The following is a 12339-nucleotide window of genomic DNA, read 5'->3' as shown; positions in this document are numbered from 1 at the left end:
ACATCAGCAAACCCGTTAGGTGACTGAAATGAGAATTGGATTTTTTAGCGCAAAACATTACGACATGCAGCACTTTAACCGCACAAATGCTGCGTTTGGTGCACAAATTGAGTACTTCGATTATCGCCTCTGCATGCAAACAGTGAAGCTTGCCGAAGGTTTTGAAATTGTCTGTGCCTTTGTCAACGATTCACTCTGTGAAGAAGTTCTGGTCGAACTCGCTAAGGGTGGCACAAAAATTATCGCCATGCGCTGCGCTGGCTTTAACAACGTCGATTTAGTTGCCGCTAAACGCTTAGGCATGCAAGTCGTTAACGTACCTGCTTATTCTCCTGAATCCGTGGCCGAACACACAGTCGCACTGATGTTGACACTGAATCGAAAAATCCACAAAGCTTACCAACGCACTCGCGATGCCAACTTCTCCCTCGAAGGCTTAGTCGGCTTTAACATGTTCGGCAAAACCGTCGGCGTGATTGGTACAGGTAAAATCGGCGTAGCAACCATCAAGGTATTGCTCGGTTTTGGCTGTAAAGTCATTGCCTTCGATCCCTTTATCAATCCGGCTGTCATCGCGCTGAATGTTGAATATCAAGATCTCGACTCTATTTATGCCAACAGTGATATCATCAGCTTGCATTGCCCGTTGACCGCGGATAACCGTCACTTACTTAACCAAGCCAGCTTCGCCAAGATGAAACCCGGTGTCATGGTGATCAACACCAGCCGCGGTGGTTTACTCAATGCTTTCGACGCAATGGAAGCATTAAAACTGGGGCAAATCGGCTCGCTTGGGCTCGATGTATACGAAAACGAAAAGGGCCTGTTCTTCGAAGACAAATCGAATGAAATTATTCAAGACGATGTATTCCGTCGTTTATCAGCCTGCCATAACGTGATTTTCACGGGTCACCAAGCCTTCCTCACCGAAGAAGCCCTAGGCGCCATTGCCAAAACGACCTTGAGTAATATAAAAGCACTATGTGCAGGTGAGCTATCTGGTAACGAATTGTTTTAACTGACAGATAAAATCCTGACTGCTAAAGTGAGGCTTCAACGTTTGAAGCCTCATAGAGGAATATAAATATGTTAGTGACTCAGGAAATTCAGGATATCTCCACGCCTTCAGGGCTAATGCGCACCTATATCTATCGCCCAGAAGCACAGGGAATATTCCCAAGTATCATCTTTTATTCCGAGATATTTCAGCAAACTGCGCCCATCGCCCGCACAGCTACTATTCTTGCTGGCCACGGTTTTGTGGTGTTAGTACCCGAAGTGTTCCATGAACTGAATCCTTTAGGCACAGTGCTGGCCTATGATGAATCAGGTAAAGATAAAGGTAACGCCGATAAATTTGCCAAACCCCTAGAACACCACGATAGCGATACCCAAGCACTGATCGATTTTGCCACTCAACAAACTTACTGCAATGGCAAAGTTGGCTCTATGGGCGTGTGTATCGGCGGCCACTTAGCCTACCGTGCCGCACTCAATCCCGCTATTTTAGGTGCATTTTGCCTCTATCCTACCGACATTCATTCCAACACCCTACCCTGCGCTTACGGTAATGACTCACTGAGCCGCAGCGGTGATATTCAAGGGGAATTAGTGTTAGTGTTCGGCAAGCAAGATCCCCACGTATCAGCAGAAGGCCGAGTGTTAATCCACCAGCAATTAATGGCGCTGAACCGTAATTTCACTTGGCTTGAAGTCAACGCTCAACACGCCTTTATGCGTGATGAAGGCGATAGATACGATCCTGCACTCGCACTGCAAATGTATCTGCAAGCTGTGGCATTTTTCCACAGGGTGCTGCACTAGTTCATAAATCAAACATATAAGATATTACATACTTAAGGAAAGAGTAGAAAAATGAAACCCTATAAAAATTTATCCTCAAAAAACTTAGCGTTACTATTAATGATTATCAGAGTAACAACCGTTGTTTCGTTGTTAGCCGTCGCGCTTTCATTAATTGGCCTCGCGAGTCAGTTTTGGATGACACGTGGATTTGGTCTTAACTTTTGGTCGACTGTGGGCATAGCGACTCTTATCCCCTCTCTGCAAGTACTTTTTGGCTCAGGTATCATAGCGGCTATCATTGCATTTGAAGAATCCTACCGCCAAAAGTCTGAAGCCTTTATCGCCTCGTTAAAATAGCGTTCAGTAATTATCTAAAATACACCTAACGATCTAACTTTTTAAAATCAAATGAATCACTAAAACCTTAACTAATATTATGGTTTTAGTGATTCATCCTTTCATATATTAAACTGCTAGTAAAAAGTAGATAATCACTATTCAGAATATATTTCATCGATAAAGCCATCTAAAACACCTATCTGCAAAAGGGGAAAACCTTCACCCCAAGAAATATCATATCCAATGGAAATGGCATTTGAACCTAGCTTACTAACACCAAGGCTGTATTCATTATTTGCATTAACTTCGATCAAGCATGGCAACAAAAATGTCCAAACATTGGATGAGGAGAGCTCAATATCTGTAGGAACAATGTCAGAAGAGGTAAGGAAATGAATAATCCTAGCAGTTGCATCTTTTCTAATCTGCTCTGCATTATTGATGAGTTTATCGAATGCCTCACATTGGGATACTGTTGGTCCCTCTTTTGTCCCCCAAATACGTATGAGAAAGCCATCCCCTAAATAAGGTATATCTAATTTCCTTTCCCAGATTTTTGATTGACCTTTTCCTGAAATATCACCAAAAGGAAAAATGGTTATTGACTTTACAAACATGCGAACTCCAAATAACTAAAGTTGCCAACCATAGCCAGATATATCAAATTTGTTAACAATTATGTACACGTATAACTCTGACTGTTCTCAATTACAAAGCAGTCATTATCTCCTTTAATTTTCGTGAATATTTTTTGCTGCCTGGTACTCTTATTTTTTTAAGGTAACGTTCTAGTTCATCTTGCTTTTCAATTAAGAGGCAGAACTCAATAATGTATATCACCAAGAAATTTTTATAAAAAGGCAGTGTTGCAATAACATCATCATTGCTCTCTTGCTCATCTGGTGCATCAATAAAAGTATCAATTTTTTTATCGAAGAAACGAGTAAATAGTGGCATGTTCGATGACACTATCTTCTCCATCTCTAAAATAGAAAACTCGGCGGCGTTTATTTTTTGTGCATCATAGGCTAATAACACTTTAGGTAGATCACATTCATTCACATTTACTTTACTATTCTTTTTTGCATAGACGAATAATGAACTATAAAGTTCAGTATCAATCAATTTGCCAACATCTTCTTCAATGACCATGTATCTATATCCTTTGTTACTCAGGATCAAACTTCTTTTTGCCTTCGAGTAAGGCCTGACGTTCGGCTAAGGGGGTTTGATCGGCCAGCTTTAACACTGCCTTTTGCAGCATGAGGTTATTAGGATAAGTGATGGTATCACCGTTATCGCGGTGAATAAGCACATGGAATAAAGCGATTTCGATGATCACGCCGCTAATATCTTCATCCTTATCAACTACCCGAATGCGCTCGCCGATACGGTAGGGAAACACGAAAAAGATCAGCACACCAGCGGTTAAATTACTCAATATCGACCATTGAGCAACCAATGCTACGCCCATTACTGCAAAGGCGGATGACACAAATAGCGACACATCCTGATAGCCCAGTCCGAGCGAGACCGCCATCAATGACAGAGTAATAAAAAACATCACATAGGAAATAAAACGGGTCACTAAACTGGTCCGTGCCACACTCACTTGCTTCATTTGCGCGAGTTTTCTAACCCAATGGGTTAAGGCGCGCTGTAAAAAGATAAACACTGCAAGATAAATACAGGCAAGCAGGATTTGATTTGTCATAATAGCGGCTCAATTAACTAAAACTGTCTGAATTCTAACTTTTTTGCGCGAGCAGTTATAGCCCGTGCAAACAAGCCAAACAGCTAAACCGAGTAATTAATCCAATATGGCCGATTCGACCCTCTTACATGAAACCCAAGACGCACTAGGCCCGATTCGTGTAATCGATTACGACGACTCACGGATCCTGTCCTTTGGGGATAACGATGAGCAGAGTAAGATCCTCAAGGCGGCGCCCCATATTCCCCAGCACACTTATGTGCAAGCCATGTTGTTGGTTTTACTGTTTTGTAAGCCCAAGAGCGCTATTGTTTTAGGTTTAGGCGGTGGCTCGATTATTCACTCACTGCGCAATTTCGACGCGGCAATAAAGTTAACAGCGGTGGAATTACGCCCCGCGGTGATTGAGTTAGCTAAGCGCTATTTTCAGCTGCCGATAGGTAAAAAGCTCAATCTTATCAATGATGATGCTATTGCTTTTTTAGCTGCTGGCGATCATAAAAAAGTGGATGTAATTTTTGCCGATATTTACACAGCCAAAGGCGTTGAAACAGGGCAGCTTTCGCCAATATTCCTTGAGCAGTGCACTAACCTCATCAAACCCAATGGGTATTTAGTGCTGAACTGCTGGAAAGAACATAGCCAAAATCGCGAGTTGTTAGCCGACTTACAACAACACTTTGCCCATGTGAACGCTTGTCTCACAGGCGGCGGGAATTGGGTGATTTTTGCGAGCCAATCGCCACAGCTTTTAGGCACCTCGGCCCTTAAAAGTAGTGCTCAATCTTTATCGCAACAATTGGGTTTTGCCCTTGATCGCTCATTGACACGCTTTGGGCCTTGGATTTAATACTAATATCAGCAAAATAGCGTAAATTAGTTAACCCTAAGGCTGAGCTTTGATATTCTTCTCACACTTCCATGATATGAGCTGTCACCATGAAAAATAATAATAAATTGATGTTAAGCGTTATGGCTCTGGCGTGCCTTAACTCTCTCAATGCTAACGCCGAAAGTTTTAGTTTTGACACTCGTAGCTCACTGAATTCAGATACATTAGTGCTATTCCAAAGTGCTGATTCTACTACCTATGGGATCGACTTTTTACCTCAGTCGACCCAAGATCAATTAAACCTAGCAACGGCGGATAATATTTTTTCCGGCAAACGGGGGGAAATCCTCGAGATTTTGGTACCCAGCGAAATTGATGCTAAACGGGTCTTACTGGTCGGCATTGGCGATGCAAAAAACTTAACGCCCGGCGACATTAATACCATCGGTGGCAATGTTGCGGCCAAACTCGATACGGTTCCCCAAGCCACAGTGCGTGTACTCACCCAAGGCTTAACGGCCGCGCCGCTATTTGCCTCTGAGCTTGCCCACGGAATTGAACTACGCAGTTATCGCTACACTCAGTTCAAAGCGAGCCCCCGTGCCGAGAAGAATTACCAAATCGCTGTCGATGATTTAAGTCGCAACCAAAAACACCATAAAAATCTGCAAGCGGTTGAAGCAGGTGTGTTTTTAGCACGCGATCTGACAAACGCACCTGCAGACATTATGTATCCCGACAGCTTTGCTAACGAAGCCAGAAAACTCAAATCCCTCGGCGTTAAAGTTACAGTATTAGAAGCCAAAGATATCGAACGTCTACAACTGGGCGCCTTAGCTGCTGTAGGTAAAGGCAGCGAGCGCCCACCTAAGTTAGTGGTCGCCCATTGGCCTGGCAGTAAAGACGCGCCAATTGCACTGGTCGGTAAAGGCATCACCTTCGACTCGGGTGGTTACAATATTAAGGCGACAGGTACTTCAATCGCGCGGATGAAGTCAGATATGGCGGGTGCAGCCACTGTGCTTGGCACTATTAAAGCTATGGCGATTCAAAAAGCGCCTGTCAACGTAGTGGCGATTATGCCAATGGCGGAGAACATGGTATCGGGTCATGCAATGATCCCAGGTGATGTGATTAAAACCGCCCAAGGTCTCACCGTTGAAGTGCTCAACACCGACGCCGAAGGTCGCCTAGTGCTGGCTGATGGCCTCTGGTATGCCAGAGAAAATTATAAGCCATCTGTGATTATCGATGTTGCGACACTGACTGGCTCAAAAGTGAGTGCGTTAGGCAATATTTACGCTGGCTTGTTTACCGATTCAGAGCCTTTAGTGCAGCAGCTAACTTATGCAGGTCAACAGGTTGGCGAAAAGGTCTGGCGCTTACCGTTAGATCAAGCCTATGCGGATGAGCTTAAATCCACTATCGCGGATCTCACAAACACAGGTAAAGAAGGCAGCGCGGGGGCTTCCTCTGCGGCCATGTTCTTAAAACGCTTTGCGGGCGAACAGCCTTGGGCACATTTGGATATCGCGGGCAATGCCTTAACCGCTACTGATACCGCTGTTGTGCCTGCGGGGGCAACAGGTTACGGCGTGCGCTTACTCAGCACTTGGTTAACTCAACCCAAAGCACAGAACTAGAACCTAGAACCTAGAACCTAGAACCTAGAACCTAGAACCTCAGTATCTTGTTTTAATTGTATTTACACTTTAAGGGATATCATTGATATCCCTTTTTTATGCTCGAAATTTATCTTATCTCAATCACCAAAGACCAGCCGACTAAACCCAAACTACACCCAGTCACGCCAAACCCACAGCAGTCGCAGAAAAACCGATTGAGTCCGACCTAATCGCATCACCATTCGACTAAACCGATTAGGATAATAGTTTTTATCCGTTATCTTAATTTTAATCGAGTCGGTAATATGCTTCACATCGACAGGACGCAAGCAAATGTCCTCGTTATGAACTTAAGCCATCATCAACTAAATGGAAGCATAAAATGACTCAATCAATTATCAACAGCACAATCAAACCATTCAAAGCCACTGCATTCCACAATGGTGAGTTCGTTCCTGTAACTGAACAAGACCTGTTAGGTAAGTGGTCAGTCGTATTCTTCTACCCAGCAGATTTTACCTTTGTTTGCCCAACTGAATTAGGCGACATGGCGGATCACTACGAAAAACTGCAAGGTATGGGCGTTGAAGTTTACTCAGTATCAACTGACACACACTTCACTCACAAAGCATGGCATGACACGTCAGACACCATCAAGAAGATCAACTTCCCAATGCTAGCTGACCCAACAGGCACTATCAGCCGTAACTTCGGCGTGATGATTGAAGAAGACGGTTTAGCACTGCGTGGTACTTTTGTGATTAACCCAGAAGGCCAAATCAAGGTCAGCGAAGTTCACGATTTAGGCATCGGCCGTAGCGCTCAAGAGCTAGTTCGTAAAATTCAAGCAGCTCAATATGTTGCAACTCACGATGGCGAAGTTTGTCCAGCTAAATGGCAACCAGGTGACGACACATTAGCACCGTCTTTAGACCTCGTTGGCAAAATCTAATTTAGCCCAAAGCGTCAACCCTGCCAGTCTAGCGTCCCAAGCTGATTGGCGTTACAGCCGACACAGTTGTAGCGCCACGCAGCAAAGGATTAAGCCCGCCCCTGCAAGGGCCTAGACTGGCCCCCTTTTTCTCCCTTTTAAGCTATTTTGGAGTCATCAAATGTTAGATGCGAATTTAAAAAATCAACTGCAAACCTATCTGCAAAACCTCAAGAGACCAGTTGAACTTGTCGTGTCTGCAGATGAGAGTAGAAAGTCTCAAGAATTAAAAAGCTTAGCGCAAGACATTGTCAGCCTATCTTCTCTGGTGAGCCTGAAAGAAGTTCAGGGCGAACGCACCCCGGCAATGACAGTGATTAACCCAGAGCTTAATACGCAAATCAGCTTTGCTGGTCTGCCTATGGGTCACGAATTTACCTCACTCGTGCTGGCATTACTGCACACGGGTGGACACCCAATCAAACTCAGCGATGACATTATCGAGCAGATCCGCAATCTGCCAGGCAAATATGCCTTTGAAACTTACGTCTCACTGACCTGCCAAAACTGCCCAGACGTAGTACAGGCACTGAACATGATGGCGGCCATTAACCCGAATATCACCAACGTGATGATCGACGGTGCCCTATTCCAAGAAGAAGTAACCAGCAAAAACATTATGGCTGTGCCTTCTGTCTACTTAAATGGCGAAGTGTTTGCAGCTGGCCGTATCAGCATTGGCGAGATCCTCAATAAACTAGATACCAATGCCGCAAGCCGTAAGGCCGATGAAATTAATGAAAAAGCGCCATTCGAAGTCTTAGTCGTCGGCGGCGGCCCAGCAGGCGCAGCAGCAGCCATTTATGCAGCACGTAAAGGACTTCGCACCGGTATTGTTGCCGACAAGTTTGGCGGACAAGTGGCTGAAACCGTCGGTATCGAGAACTTTATTTCGGTCAAAGCGACCGAAGGTCCAAAACTAGTGGCAAACCTTGAAGCCCATGTACGAGACTACGAAGTTGACATCATGGACAACCAAAAAGCCGTGTCATTGACGACTGACGGTTTGTTCGAGCTTGAACTGGCAAGCGGCGCTAAATTACGTAGCCGTACCGTATTGTTAGCCACAGGTGCCCGCTGGCGTGAAATGAACGTCCCCGGCGAGAAAGAATACCGCGGCAAAGGCGTCGCATACTGCCCACATTGTGATGGCCCGTTATTTAAGGGCAAGCGTGTGGCGGTGATCGGCGGCGGTAACTCAGGTATCGAAGCGGCTATCGATCTTGCGAACATAGTAGAACATGTGACTGTGCTGGAATTTGATAAAACCCTGCGCGCCGACGATGTACTGCAACGTAAAGCGGCTTCTATGGGTAACATTAAAATCATTACCCAAGCCATGACCACTGAAGTGACTGGCGATGGTACTCGGGTTAATGGCCTGAACTACACAGACAGAGCCACTGGCGAGAGTCACCATGTCGCACTTGCAGGTATCTTCGTGCAGATTGGGCTAGTACCGAATGCGGAATGGTTAAAGGGCACTATCGATTTAACCCCAAGGGGCGAGATCATAGTCGATGAGCGCGGACAAACCTCAGTCCCAGGTATTTTTGCCGCAGGTGATGTCACTAACTCACCTTTCAAGCAAATTATCATTGCCATGGGCAGCGGCGCGACCGCATCACTGGGCGCATTTGATTACTTAATTCGCCACAGCGATGAAGAAATTAGCGATACCAAAGCCGCTTAACGAGTTAATCAATATCCAAGTTAACGCAAACAACATAGCCAGCATTCGCTGGCTATTTGCTTTTTAAATCATAAGACAGTTAATCATTTTGGTCTTAGATTTAGTATATAAACGAAGTTATACAAGTTCCCAGATCCCCAAAGGAGATACATCTGCGGCTTTTATTTTCCCAGTACGACGTAATTGAGTAGCGGCCCAGCGCATATCGTATTGCCATTTAAAAAAGAGATCGCCAGAGTCACGAAGCTCTACTTCATAATGCAGCCATATATATTTAGCGACATCTATCAATCGGGAACTCCCTCCATTAGCGATTAATGCTGTTAAAACCCAATCGGGTAAATCTTCTTTAGTAGCCATACCTATCCTCAAGTAATTCAACACTATCTAGATGTTAAGTAAGACACCTAGCTGAGTAATATTATTTATCTACTTATTAGAGGCTAAAAAATACGCCACCAGCGCATTGGCATGCCCATGACCGAGTTGGTGCTCACTCTTAAGCCAAGCCACCATTTCCATATGCTTTTTGCCTTCGAGACCTTGCAATAGCGTTAGCCAGTGGGCGATCGGCTGACCATAGGTTTTCTCGATAGAAGGGAAATAAGATGCAGGGCCTTTCACTTTCATGCTATCGGCTACTGTCGTTGGCTGAGTTTTTCCTGTCATAACAGATGTCCTTATCTTGATATTTTTAGAATTTACTTCAATAAAATCTAGCCTAAAGGTAGGGATTCTCTAACCGAATTTGCATTAGCATTTCAGGGGTGTCGACCGCTTTAAATCCAAACTGGGCGTACAGTCCATGGGCATCGCGGGTGGCTAACATTATCCGTCTTAAACCTTGTAATTCAGGATGTTCAAGAATCGCTGTTATCATCAACTTACTTAAACCTAAGCCGCGGTGCGACTCAAGTACAAACACATCGGCAAGATAGGCAAAAGTGGCTTTATCTGTGATTAAGCGGCCAAAAGCCACTTGTTGATTGTCCTTATCAAATACCCCAAAACACAGGCTATTGGCTAACGCTTTTTGTAGCAGCGCCTTTGGCATGCCCTGCGCCCAATAGCTATTACTAATAAAGCCATGAATAACCTCAAGATTCATTTCAGCTTGATCTGTACTGACTCTGTATCCTGTTTCCTGCTGCATTTTCCTTTCTCCGAAATTTTCCGTTAACGTCAGTTCAGGTGTTATTGGCACTCATAAATATCATAAATGCCATCGCTAATAACACCACTTTAGCTAACGAATACAAAGCCCCCGCTAAAGTGCCACCGCCATGATAACTAAAGGCTAAATGGCGATTGATTTCATACTTAAAGGATTTAGCTAAATAACGGTAAGCGAGAAAGTAAAACAAGGAGGCTGCGGGCCAAATCCCCATAAGTAGCATTTGCCCCTGAGCCTTAGTGGTGAGTAAAGTTGAGATAAACGGTATGCTTAAGCAGACAACATATATCCAAGCAAAACGCTTAAGTAGCTGGCGGATTTTTTTATCGGATAATGATTTCAACTTCACTCCTTGTCATCTTACATAGCTTCGATTTGCTCAACCATAAGTTGCAGCGAAAAATTGCCGCGATACTCATTCACATCGAGTTTATACACAACACGGGCATGATTAATCGTCGCATCTGGCCAAGTGTGCAAATCCACATTAAAGGCAATGGCATCGAGCATCACAGTGCCGCATTGGGTTTCGAGTACGAGCTTAAGGTGCCGCTCACCGACAAGACGTTGTTGCACTATCGTAAAGTAACCATCGAATAACGGCTCTTCGAAAGCTTGTCCCCAAGGCCCCGCATTACGCAATAACTGAGCCATTTCAAGATTCAACTCTGCAGGAGTGAGTTCGCCATCGGACCAAAGCTCGCCCGTTAACAACTCAGGTTTAAGCTGCTCACGCACCGCATCATCATAGGCTTTAGCAAATGTCGCAAAACTGCCCGCTTTGAGCGATAAACCCGCCGCCATTGCATGACCACCAAATTTGATAATCAGTCCCGGATGGCGAGTGTTCACTAACTCCAATAAGTCGCGCATATGCAAGCCTTTGATCGAACGCGCCGAGCCTTTAATTTCACCATTGCCTGCATCGGCAAAGGCAATCACGGGTCTATGGTATTTGTCTTTAATGCGCGAGGCCAAAATCCCGATCACGCCTTGATGCCAATCTTCTTGAAATAAGGCAATCCCCCAAGGCAACTCGGCTTCGTTAAGCTTTAAGTGCTCTAGGCTTTTTAAGGCTTCCTGCTGCATACCGACTTCCAGCTCACGGCGTTCTTGATTCAATCCGTCAAGCTCTGCCGCCATGCGCCGCGCATACATCATGTCTTCGCAGAGTAAGGTTTCAACCCCAAGTGCCATTTCGTCCAGCCTGCCTGCAGCATTAAGCCTTGGGCCCACGGCAAAACCAAAGTCAGATGCGACAATCCGCGCCGGATTTCGCTTCGCCACTTCAAGCAACGCAGTAATCCCCACACGGCAACGCCCGGCTCGCACGCGCTGCAAACCTGCTTCAACCAAAATACGATTATTGGCATCGAGTGACACCACATCGGCAACGGTGCCAAGGGCAACGATATCGAGTAGTGTGCCTAAATTGGGCTCAGCAATACCGTGGGTTTGATACCAGTTTCGCGTCCGTAATTCAGCCCTTAATGCCGTCATCAAATAAAAGGCCACGCCGACACCCGCTATCGATTTGCTGGCAAATGGACAGCCCGGTTGGTTAGGGTTCACTATCGCATCGGCAGCGGGTAACTCATGGCCGGGTAAATGATGGTCGGTAATCACCACTTGCATACCAAAGGCTTTGGCCGCCGCAACACCGTCAATTGATGAAATACCATTATCAACTGTGATGAGTAGCTCAGCCTGTTTGGAGGCCGCAACTGCTACAATTTCAGGGCTTAAGCCGTAGCCGTAATCGAAGCGATTAGGGATCAAATAATCCACTCTCACCGCGCCCATCATCCGCAGCGCCAACATACACACACTGGTCGATGTGGCGCCGTCTGCGTCAAAGTCACCCACGATCAGAATCGACTTATTCGCCTGCATGGCATCGGCAATAAGCGCCGCAGCTTCAGGCAGGCCCTTCATGGTTTCAGGTCTTAATAGACCCTTAAGAACAAGTTCGCATTCGTGGGTGAGCGCACCACGGCGAGCGTAAAGCTGCTTCAATAGCGGCGAAAGATGAGCAGGTAAATGGCTATCATCAACGGTTGGGCGACGGACTATCTTATGGATCAAGGGACTCAAACTCTCATGAAATCGTGGCAATAAGATAACAAAAAGGTGAGCCTTAAGCTCACCTTTCGTGGGATAGATTT

The 12339-nt window shown here is 45.4% G+C and carries 15 protein-coding genes; 7 read left to right on the top strand and 8 right to left on the bottom strand.

All coding sequences use genetic code 11. The annotated features are described in order from the left end of the window. Positions 1–28: 28 nt before the first annotated feature. The 3 genes from L5M37_RS10235 to L5M37_RS10225 all read left to right on the top strand — a co-directional run bounded on the left by L5M37_RS10235 (position 29) and on the right by L5M37_RS10225 (position 2163). Positions 29–1018 carry a 2-hydroxyacid dehydrogenase gene (locus tag L5M37_RS10235; RefSeq protein ID WP_105250073.1) on the top strand — a complete coding sequence of 330 codons (990 nt, stop codon included), beginning with the start codon at positions 29–31 and terminating at the stop codon, positions 1016–1018. A gap of 68 nt (positions 1019–1086) precedes the next feature. Beyond that, positions 1087–1824 carry a dienelactone hydrolase family protein gene (locus tag L5M37_RS10230; protein WP_263200366.1) on the top strand — a complete coding sequence of 246 codons (738 nt, stop codon included), beginning with the start codon at positions 1087–1089 and terminating at the stop codon, positions 1822–1824. Positions 1825–1875: 51 nt separating this feature from the next. Beyond that, positions 1876–2163, top strand: a complete 288-nt coding sequence (locus tag L5M37_RS10225) for a hypothetical protein (protein ID WP_106651488.1) — start codon at positions 1876–1878, stop codon at positions 2161–2163. A gap of 137 nt (positions 2164–2300) precedes the next feature. Here the strand turns inward: L5M37_RS10225 and L5M37_RS10220 are convergent, their stop codons facing one another. From L5M37_RS10220 to L5M37_RS10210, 3 genes are all read right to left on the bottom strand, one after another. Beyond that, positions 2301–2762 (bottom strand): hypothetical protein, encoded by a 462-nt coding sequence (locus L5M37_RS10220; RefSeq protein WP_263200363.1) that lies wholly within the window; start codon positions 2760–2762, stop codon positions 2301–2303. Between the two features lie 91 nt (positions 2763–2853). After that, a complete protein-coding gene (locus L5M37_RS10215; RefSeq protein ID WP_219254544.1) occupies positions 2854–3297 on the bottom strand; it encodes a hypothetical protein in 444 nt (147 codons plus the stop codon). A gap of 16 nt (positions 3298–3313) precedes the next feature. Then, the gene (locus L5M37_RS10210) at positions 3314–3859 is read right to left on the bottom strand and encodes a mechanosensitive ion channel family protein (protein ID WP_106651494.1); all 546 of its coding nucleotides are present in this window, start codon (positions 3857–3859) and stop codon (positions 3314–3316) included. Between the two features lie 106 nt (positions 3860–3965). On the opposite strand from L5M37_RS10210, the gene L5M37_RS10205 reads away from it, so the two are divergent. From L5M37_RS10205 to ahpF, 4 genes are all read left to right on the top strand, one after another. Further along, the gene (locus tag L5M37_RS10205) at positions 3966–4709 is read left to right on the top strand and encodes a spermidine synthase (RefSeq protein WP_113939824.1); all 744 of its coding nucleotides are present in this window, start codon (positions 3966–3968) and stop codon (positions 4707–4709) included. Between the two features lie 89 nt (positions 4710–4798). Then, positions 4799–6334, top strand: a complete 1536-nt coding sequence (locus tag L5M37_RS10200) for a leucyl aminopeptidase (RefSeq protein WP_131525117.1) — start codon at positions 4799–4801, stop codon at positions 6332–6334. A 364-nt stretch (positions 6335–6698) separates the two neighbouring features. Then, complete coding sequence (gene ahpC, locus L5M37_RS10195; RefSeq protein ID WP_263200361.1) at positions 6699–7268, top strand: alkyl hydroperoxide reductase subunit C; 570 nt, start codon at positions 6699–6701, stop codon at positions 7266–7268. Between the two features lie 160 nt (positions 7269–7428). Then, a complete protein-coding gene (gene ahpF, locus L5M37_RS10190; protein ID WP_263200360.1) occupies positions 7429–9000 on the top strand; it encodes an alkyl hydroperoxide reductase subunit F in 1572 nt (523 codons plus the stop codon). Between the two features lie 117 nt (positions 9001–9117). Here the strand turns inward: ahpF and L5M37_RS10185 are convergent, their stop codons facing one another. The 5 genes from L5M37_RS10185 to recJ form a co-directional block, all read right to left on the bottom strand. Then, on the bottom strand, positions 9118–9360 hold the full coding sequence (locus tag L5M37_RS10185; RefSeq protein WP_131525115.1) for a hypothetical protein: 243 nt from the start codon (positions 9358–9360) through the stop codon (positions 9118–9120). Between the two features lie 69 nt (positions 9361–9429). Beyond that, the gene (locus tag L5M37_RS10180) at positions 9430–9669 is read right to left on the bottom strand and encodes a DUF4287 domain-containing protein (RefSeq protein ID WP_131525114.1); all 240 of its coding nucleotides are present in this window, start codon (positions 9667–9669) and stop codon (positions 9430–9432) included. Positions 9670–9721: 52 nt separating this feature from the next. Continuing rightward, complete coding sequence (locus L5M37_RS10175) at positions 9722–10153, bottom strand: GNAT family N-acetyltransferase (protein ID WP_131525113.1); 432 nt, start codon at positions 10151–10153, stop codon at positions 9722–9724. Between the two features lie 34 nt (positions 10154–10187). Beyond that, positions 10188–10523, bottom strand: a complete 336-nt coding sequence (locus L5M37_RS10170) for a hypothetical protein (protein ID WP_258547618.1) — start codon at positions 10521–10523, stop codon at positions 10188–10190. Between the two features lie 11 nt (positions 10524–10534). Then, complete coding sequence (gene recJ / locus L5M37_RS10165; RefSeq protein WP_263200357.1) at positions 10535–12259, bottom strand: single-stranded-DNA-specific exonuclease RecJ; 1725 nt, start codon at positions 12257–12259, stop codon at positions 10535–10537. Positions 12260–12339 lie beyond the last annotated feature (80 nt).

It is taken from the genome of Shewanella sp. SM69 (genome assembly GCF_025653985.1).
Taxonomy (GTDB): domain Bacteria; phylum Pseudomonadota; class Gammaproteobacteria; order Enterobacterales; family Shewanellaceae; genus Shewanella; species Shewanella oncorhynchi.
This window is presented reverse-complemented; position numbering and strand designations above follow the sequence as displayed.

What these genes read in the sequence shown, in the direction of transcription:
- L5M37_RS10205 (WP_113939824.1), top strand. Translation starts at nt 3,966, where the DNA reads ATGGCCGATTCGACCCTCTTACATGAAACCCAAGACGCACTAGGCCCG.
- L5M37_RS10200 (WP_131525117.1), top strand. Translation starts at nt 4,799, where the DNA reads ATGAAAAATAATAATAAATTGATGTTAAGCGTTATGGCTCTGGCGTGC.
- L5M37_RS10180 (WP_131525114.1), bottom strand. Translation starts at nt 9,669, where the DNA reads ATGACAGGAAAAACTCAGCCAACGACAGTAGCCGATAGCATGAAAGTG.
- L5M37_RS10225 (WP_106651488.1), top strand. Translation starts at nt 1,876, where the DNA reads ATGAAACCCTATAAAAATTTATCCTCAAAAAACTTAGCGTTACTATTA.
- L5M37_RS10220 (WP_263200363.1), bottom strand. Translation starts at nt 2,762, where the DNA reads ATGTTTGTAAAGTCAATAACCATTTTTCCTTTTGGTGATATTTCAGGA.
- L5M37_RS10185 (WP_131525115.1), bottom strand. Translation starts at nt 9,360, where the DNA reads ATGGCTACTAAAGAAGATTTACCCGATTGGGTTTTAACAGCATTAATC.
- ahpC (WP_263200361.1), top strand. Translation starts at nt 6,699, where the DNA reads ATGACTCAATCAATTATCAACAGCACAATCAAACCATTCAAAGCCACT.
- L5M37_RS10210 (WP_106651494.1), bottom strand. Translation starts at nt 3,859, where the DNA reads ATGACAAATCAAATCCTGCTTGCCTGTATTTATCTTGCAGTGTTTATC.
- L5M37_RS10175 (WP_131525113.1), bottom strand. Translation starts at nt 10,153, where the DNA reads ATGCAGCAGGAAACAGGATACAGAGTCAGTACAGATCAAGCTGAAATG.
- L5M37_RS10230 (WP_263200366.1), top strand. Translation starts at nt 1,087, where the DNA reads ATGTTAGTGACTCAGGAAATTCAGGATATCTCCACGCCTTCAGGGCTA.
- L5M37_RS10215 (WP_219254544.1), bottom strand. Translation starts at nt 3,297, where the DNA reads ATGGTCATTGAAGAAGATGTTGGCAAATTGATTGATACTGAACTTTAT.
- L5M37_RS10235 (WP_105250073.1), top strand. Translation starts at nt 29, where the DNA reads ATGAGAATTGGATTTTTTAGCGCAAAACATTACGACATGCAGCACTTT.
- ahpF (WP_263200360.1), top strand. Translation starts at nt 7,429, where the DNA reads ATGTTAGATGCGAATTTAAAAAATCAACTGCAAACCTATCTGCAAAAC.